This is a genomic window from Marinimicrobium locisalis (genome assembly GCF_039822625.1).
Lineage (GTDB): Bacteria > Pseudomonadota > Gammaproteobacteria > Pseudomonadales > Cellvibrionaceae > Marinimicrobium > Marinimicrobium locisalis.
Genome location: NZ_JBDLLG010000032.1, coordinates 38,424 through 44,423, shown reverse-complemented (window position 1 = coordinate 44,423; position 6,000 = coordinate 38,424). Strand labels below are relative to the sequence as shown.

General features: G+C 57.2%; 5 protein-coding genes. 3 read left to right on the top strand and 2 right to left on the bottom strand.

The window, feature by feature from the left end:
• Positions 1–47: 47 nt before the first annotated feature.
• The gene (locus AAE514_RS17125) at positions 48–377 is read right to left on the bottom strand and encodes a hypothetical protein (protein ID WP_347332782.1); all 330 of its coding nucleotides are present in this window, start codon (positions 375–377) and stop codon (positions 48–50) included.
• A gap of 118 nt (positions 378–495) precedes the next feature.
• On the opposite strand from AAE514_RS17125, the gene AAE514_RS17120 reads away from it, so the two are divergent.
• The 3 genes from AAE514_RS17120 (at position 496) to AAE514_RS17110 (ending at position 4,885) form a co-directional block, all read left to right on the top strand.
• A complete protein-coding gene (locus AAE514_RS17120) occupies positions 496–1,893 on the top strand; it encodes a hypothetical protein (RefSeq protein ID WP_347332781.1) in 1,398 nt (465 codons plus the stop codon).
• 270 nt (positions 1,894–2,163) lie between these two features.
• Positions 2,164–3,336, top strand: coding sequence for a helix-turn-helix domain-containing protein (locus tag AAE514_RS17115; RefSeq protein WP_347332780.1), 1,173 nt, complete (start codon positions 2,164–2,166; stop codon positions 3,334–3,336).
• Positions 3,337–3,586: 250 nt separating this feature from the next.
• Positions 3,587–4,885 carry a family 16 glycosylhydrolase gene (locus AAE514_RS17110; protein WP_347332779.1) on the top strand — a complete coding sequence of 433 codons (1,299 nt, stop codon included), beginning with the start codon at positions 3,587–3,589 and terminating at the stop codon, positions 4,883–4,885.
• A gap of 126 nt (positions 4,886–5,011) precedes the next feature.
• Here the strand turns inward: AAE514_RS17110 and AAE514_RS17105 are convergent, their stop codons facing one another.
• Positions 5,012–5,971, bottom strand: a complete 960-nt coding sequence (locus AAE514_RS17105; RefSeq protein WP_347332778.1) for an alpha/beta hydrolase — start codon at positions 5,969–5,971, stop codon at positions 5,012–5,014.
• Positions 5,972–6,000: the final 29 nt, after the last annotated feature.

The following is a 6,000-nucleotide window of genomic DNA, read 5'->3' as shown; positions in this document are numbered from 1 at the left end:
TAACCCTCCAATCGATATTTTCCCTGTATTTTCAGTGGCTTACTCGTTTATGGACGGGCACTAGTTAGAATATGATCTCGGTCGGTCCACTTTGTACTGTAGGCATATTCTTTTTTTATCGCGCTTTCAAATAAAAGGGCCTCGTCGGGCAGATCTTTGAGACTGAGTAGGTAACGACGTACCGGTGGTGGCAGAGACTCCAAGTCCCGCGTCAAAATAGTGTTAACGTCGATGCAGTAAAGCTTTCTGGCTTTATCATAGTGTACGTACTCGGGCTGGCCGGGAACTCGATACAGCTGATAACTCTTCGATGAGACCTTATCTGCCAGGCCGGGGGCGGCAGCTCCTGCTTGAGCCGACTTAAAAAGAAAACCCATAGTTAATCCTCTCTGGGGAAACGTGCCAGGTGGCCAACATAGTAACACCGTCGCTTCTGGGTTAGCATGAGGCTTGCATCTTGCCACAGACACCAAGCCCGAGGAGCAATTCAACTCCATGACAGAGCATTCCCAGCACCCCCGCGAAAAAGCCTTGAAAGTGAACCTTGAGGACAGCCGGTACGGCTCCTTTGCCGAAATCGGCGCGGGCCAGGAGGTGGTGCGCTGGTTCTTTCAGGCCGGGGGCGCGGCGGGCACGATTGCCAAGAGCATCTCTGCGTACGATATGACCGTCAGCGACGCCATCTACGGCAAGTGCGAGCGCTACGTCTGCCGGGACCGGCTGGAGTCCATGCTCAACTACGAGTATGACCTCACCCTGGAGAGGCTGGCCCTGAGCCGGGGCGAGCGCACGGCGTTTTTCTCCTTTGCCAATACGGTCTCGGCCCGCAACTACCACGGCACCAATGAGTGCCACGGCTGGCTGGGGATACGCTTTCAGGCAGAGCCGGGCGCCCAGGCCAGTGAGATCATCATTCACGTGCGCATGCTCGACAGCGAAAACGCCCTGCAGCAGGAGGCGCTGGGCGTGGTGGGCGTGAACCTGGTCTACGGCGCCTGCTTTTTGAGCGATAACCCGGACCTTCTGGTGCAGTCGCTGCTCGACGGCCTGAGCGTGGACCGCCTGGAAGTGGATATGGTGGACTTCTCCGGCGCGGCCTTCGAGCAGGTGGACAACCGCATTCTGAGCCTGCGCCTGGTGCAGCTGGGCCTGAGCGGTGCCGCCATGTTTGCCGCCGACGGGCGCGTGCTTCAGCCCTCTGAGCACCTGCGCAAGAAGGCGGTGCTGGTGGAGCGTGGGCGCTTCCGGCCGGTGACTCATGTGAATATTGATATGCTCGACTCCGCCTTAACCGCGATGGAGGCCGAGACGGACTCCGAGCCCGGCCAGACGGTGGCCATTATGGAGATGGCCCTGAAGAATCTAAACACCGGGGGCGATGTGGACCTGGACGATTTCATCAGCCGCGCCGAAGTGCTGGAGGCGGCGGGCCATACGGTGCTGATTTCCGATTACCCGGAATACCATCGCTTGGCCACGTACTTGAGCCGCAACACTAGTGGCCGCATTGGCGTGACCATGGGCGCTCACAGTCTGGCTGAGCTGTTCGATGAGAGCTATTACCAGGACTTGGCCGGCGGGATACTGGAAGGCTTCGGGCGGTTGTTTAAGAACAAGGTCAGGCTCTACATCTACCCCTTCCGCGACCCGGCCACAGGCCAATTGGTGAGAGCCGACAATCTGGAGGTGCCCGACCAGCTGCGCCACTTGTACCAGCACCTGCTGGACAATGGCTATATCGTTCAATTGGAGCGGTTCAACGAGGACTACCTGGACATTTTCTCGCCGAATGTGCTTGAGCAAATCGGCTCGGGCCAGTCCGGTTGGGAACATCAGGTTCCGGATGTGGTGGCAGAGAAAATCAAACGACAAAAGCTATTTGGCCATTCCTGATCCGTGCTGGAGAATGTACTCACGATGAGTACACAAAATGAGAGGGCCGGGGATCATCTCAAGCAATCCATAGCGGAGGCGAACAGCTTTATTCAAACCATGCGCCAGTAGGCGCGCTCGAGCGCTGTAACCGTATTCACCTCTCACAGAAAAGCCGACCGGTATTCGCGGGAATTGCGAAAGGCTTCATGGCGATTGAGCGCGGAGTGGAGTAAGGTACTCACCTCTTTATGGCTCGCTTTGACCAATGAGAATAATACGTGGACGGGTATGAAAGCGGTTCTGTTCAATATTCATGACATCGCGCTGATCGTAACGGTCGCCGCTTGTGCGCTACTGGGCTCGAGGCATATTGGCGGTTGGCGCCGCCCGAGGCAGTCGGGGTATTTCTTTGGCCTATTTCTCGCCACCAACGCCCTGGTGGCCATTAACACCTTAATTCTTTGGGCCGAGCCTGTTCGCTATCCGGTATTCGCGGTCGTGCCCTATTTGTACCTCTTTCTCGGCGGCGTGGGGTTTTTGCTGGGCCCGTTGCTCTACTGGCAGCTAAAGTCACATTTAAACCCGCAATTGCGCTTTGGGCCCAAGCAGTGGTTGCATTTCCTCCCAGCCGTTCTGGCCCTGGTGTACCTTTATATTGAGTGCTTTCGTTTTCCTCACGCCGTTCAGAGGGATTTGCTACTCAACTTACAGCTTTATCAACAATCGAACGCCTTTTACGGCGATTTTATAACGTTAAGGAAGTTGCTTCCGGTTGTTTATGGCATTCTGTGTTTACGAGTTATTCAGCGCCATTCCGAAGGTAGCGGCAGGCGTTCAATGGACGGGGAGGTCCGCAAAGACCAGCTTTATGTGGTGGGCGGATTTACCGCCGTGTGGCTGTGGGCAGCCATTACCCATTTCTTCGGAACTCTGCGCCCGGGCGATGTGAGCGACGTGATGGGCATTGCCGGGAACTACTTCAAGCTGGCGCTTATTGTGCTCCTCATTTACCGGGAATCACCCAAGTCATCTCAAACCACACGTTCAAGAGCCCCCGCCAAGCCCAATTCCGAGGCCACCATCGACGAACGTCAAATCGAGCGAATAACGAAGGCAATGACAGAGGGTGAGGCGTTTCTAAATCCTCAGCTCACGCTGGAACGGTTTGCCAATAAGGTGCAATGCTCCCCGCGGGAGGTGTCGTTGATCATTAACCGGCACTTCCACCAGAACTTCCATGAGTTTGTCAGCAGTCACCGCATTGAGGAAGTAAAGCGCAACCTTCGCGCGCCTCAGTACAAGGAATGGACCATTTCGGATATCGCCCAGGCCGCCGGCTTTAATAGTAAGGCCACGTTTCACCGGTTTTTTAAGAAGGCCGTAGGCACCACCCCCAGCCAGTACCGGAAGGACCACCAATCCGCAGGCCATACGCTCCCCACCTCTTCCAAGACCGCCTGAGGGCGCAGCGTCTCAATTCAAGCAAAACGGGTATTGAGACTTTATTGATAGGCCCCCTCCCCCCAGGATGACGGCGTCGGCTGGCGCCTTCCCCGGCTGTTTGGTTTATGTGATTTGCGTCACACAGCCTGTCGGGGGTGGGGCGAGCTATCCTATGTCTGCGAATTTACAGGAGTTCGTTATGTACTCATCTATAAGGCGACTCGCACGCGCCCTTCCGTCGTGCGCGATGCTGATGTTGGCGCCACTAGTGGCTGACGCCAAACCTTACAAATCGGCCGAAATATTCACGCAAGACTCCGAGCTCTACGGCAAGTATGTGATGCGCGTTCGGGCCGGCGAAGGCAGTGGCCTCATTTCAGCGTTTTTCCTTTGGAAGGAAGATTCTGAGATGGAGGACGTGTTCTGGGAAGAGGTCGATATCGAGGTTCTCGGTAAGGACGGGGCCAACGCCTGGCAAAGCAACATCATCACCGGCCTCGGCGAGAAAATTACCACCGAGCAGGTACACCCTGTCGGCGAATCTCTGGCACAGAGCTATCACACCTTTACGTTGGAGTGGAAACCCGACCAGGTTCGTTGGTTAATTGACGGAGAACTGGTTCGAGAAATCAACGGCAACCAGGCAAGCGCCCTGACCAGCCCCGCCCAAGCACGCTTTAACTTCTGGGCGGCGAATATCGAAGAGTGGGTAGGTCCCTTCGATGACTCCATTCTACCGGTTCACATGTATATCAACTGGTTTGAGTACCACACTTGGGATGGCCAGAATTTCGAGCTCAGCTGGCGCGATGACTTTAACTCGCTGGACGCCTCTCGCTGGGGCACGGCCGACTGGACCTTCGCGGAAAACATGGCGGACTTCACGCCCGCCAATGTGAACACGCAGAATGGTTACCTTGTGTTGAGTATGACGCCAGAAGGGCAAGAAGGCTATAACGGCACCCCCCCGGAAGACACCGGTAGTACACCAGAGCCGGAACCGGAGCCTGAACCCGAGCCCGAGCCTGAACCGGAGCCGGAGCCCACCCCGGGCGCCGAATGTAACTGGTATGGCACCAATTATCCGCTTTGCACCACCACCAGCAGCGGCTGGGGCTGGGAAAACAACCAAGGCTGCGTAGCGGAAAGCACCTGCCGCTCTCAGCCCGCCCCGTATGGCGTGGTCGGCAATGACCCGGAGCCCGAACCCGAGCCGGAACCGGAGCCCGAGCCGGAGCCCGAACCCGAGCCAACGCCGGAAACTGGCGATGTCACCTGTGAAGTGAGCCGAATCAACCAGTGGAATTCCGGCTATCAGATGGATGTGACCGTGGTTAATAACGGATCAAGCGCCATTAACGGCTGGGAAGTTGAGCTGGCTTTTGCAGGTGACCCGCAAGTGACCAGCAGCTGGAGCGCCAATGTCGACACCCAAGGCGGAAACGTGGTGGCAAGCAACCTGAGCTGGAACGCAAACTTGGGTTCCGGTGACTCTGCCAACTTCGGTCTGCAGGGCAACTCCAACGGCGATCTCACGACCCCCGACTGCACGGCCACTGCCAACTAAAGAGCAGTCAACGAAGGGATGGACCTCGCCCCTGGCTTAGGGATAAGCCTGCTTATCAAAAAAGAAGGCCACCCGTGGAGCCAGTGAGACTGGTCGCCAGGTGGCCTTCCCCGCCTTTGCCGTGGCTTACTGCTTAGCTTTCTCAGTTTCCTCCGCCTTCAGAAAACCGTTCACATCCAGCCAGTGCATAAAAGCGTCGAACCACTTGTTGCTGGTGCGATTCGGGTTACCCAAGCCGAAGCCATGGCCACCGTTCTGGTAGAGGTGAAATTCCACCGGAATGCCGGCTTCAAACCAGGATTCAATCAAGTCGAACTCGCCGGTAAACAAAAAATCGTCCGCGGCGATGGCGGCAAACATCGGCGGTGCGTCTTTGGGTACGTCCACGGCCTCCATGGCGCCGTAAATCGGGGCAATAAAGGCCAAGTCCACCTTCTCTGACTCCAGTGTGGTCCCCATGGTTAGGCCCGCGCCGGCCGAGAAACCCAGCATGCCGATTCTGTCGGACTCTACACCCCATTCATCCGCCCGCTTGAGCATCATGGCATAGGCGGCCTCCACGTCCTCGATCTGATTGGAAAGGTCCCAACGGGGACGCTCTGGAGCCTCTTTCTCCTCATCAGAAGAGGCGTCGCCAGCCTCCTCAAAGCGCCGGTTCATCTGCTTTTCAAACGCTTCCAGTGAAGGCTCCGTGGGCTGCAGGCGGTATTTGAGCACGAACGCGTTGATGCCCTGCTCGGCCAGGGCCTCGGCCACTTCCCAGCCCTCATTGCCCATGGACAACCACATAAAACCGCCCCCCGGAGCGACGATAACCGAGGTGCCGTTCGCCTTGTCGGGGTCCGCCAGCACCGGCGTCAATGTTGCCTTGGAGATGTTGCGGGCCATGGGGTCCCCCCACTGGCGGAACCAGCTCTCGGGCTCGCTCTGGCCCTCTACCCCACCGGTTTCCAGCGGTATGGCCGTGGCCTCCTCCGGTGCTTCCATGGGGTACATTTTGCCATCCTGCGCGAATACCGTGGCGCTGAAGGCGAGCAGCCCGGCCATCAGGCCTTGGCAAAGAAATTGGGACGGTTTGTGTTTCATCACTCGTGCTCCTATGTTTATTGGTTAGT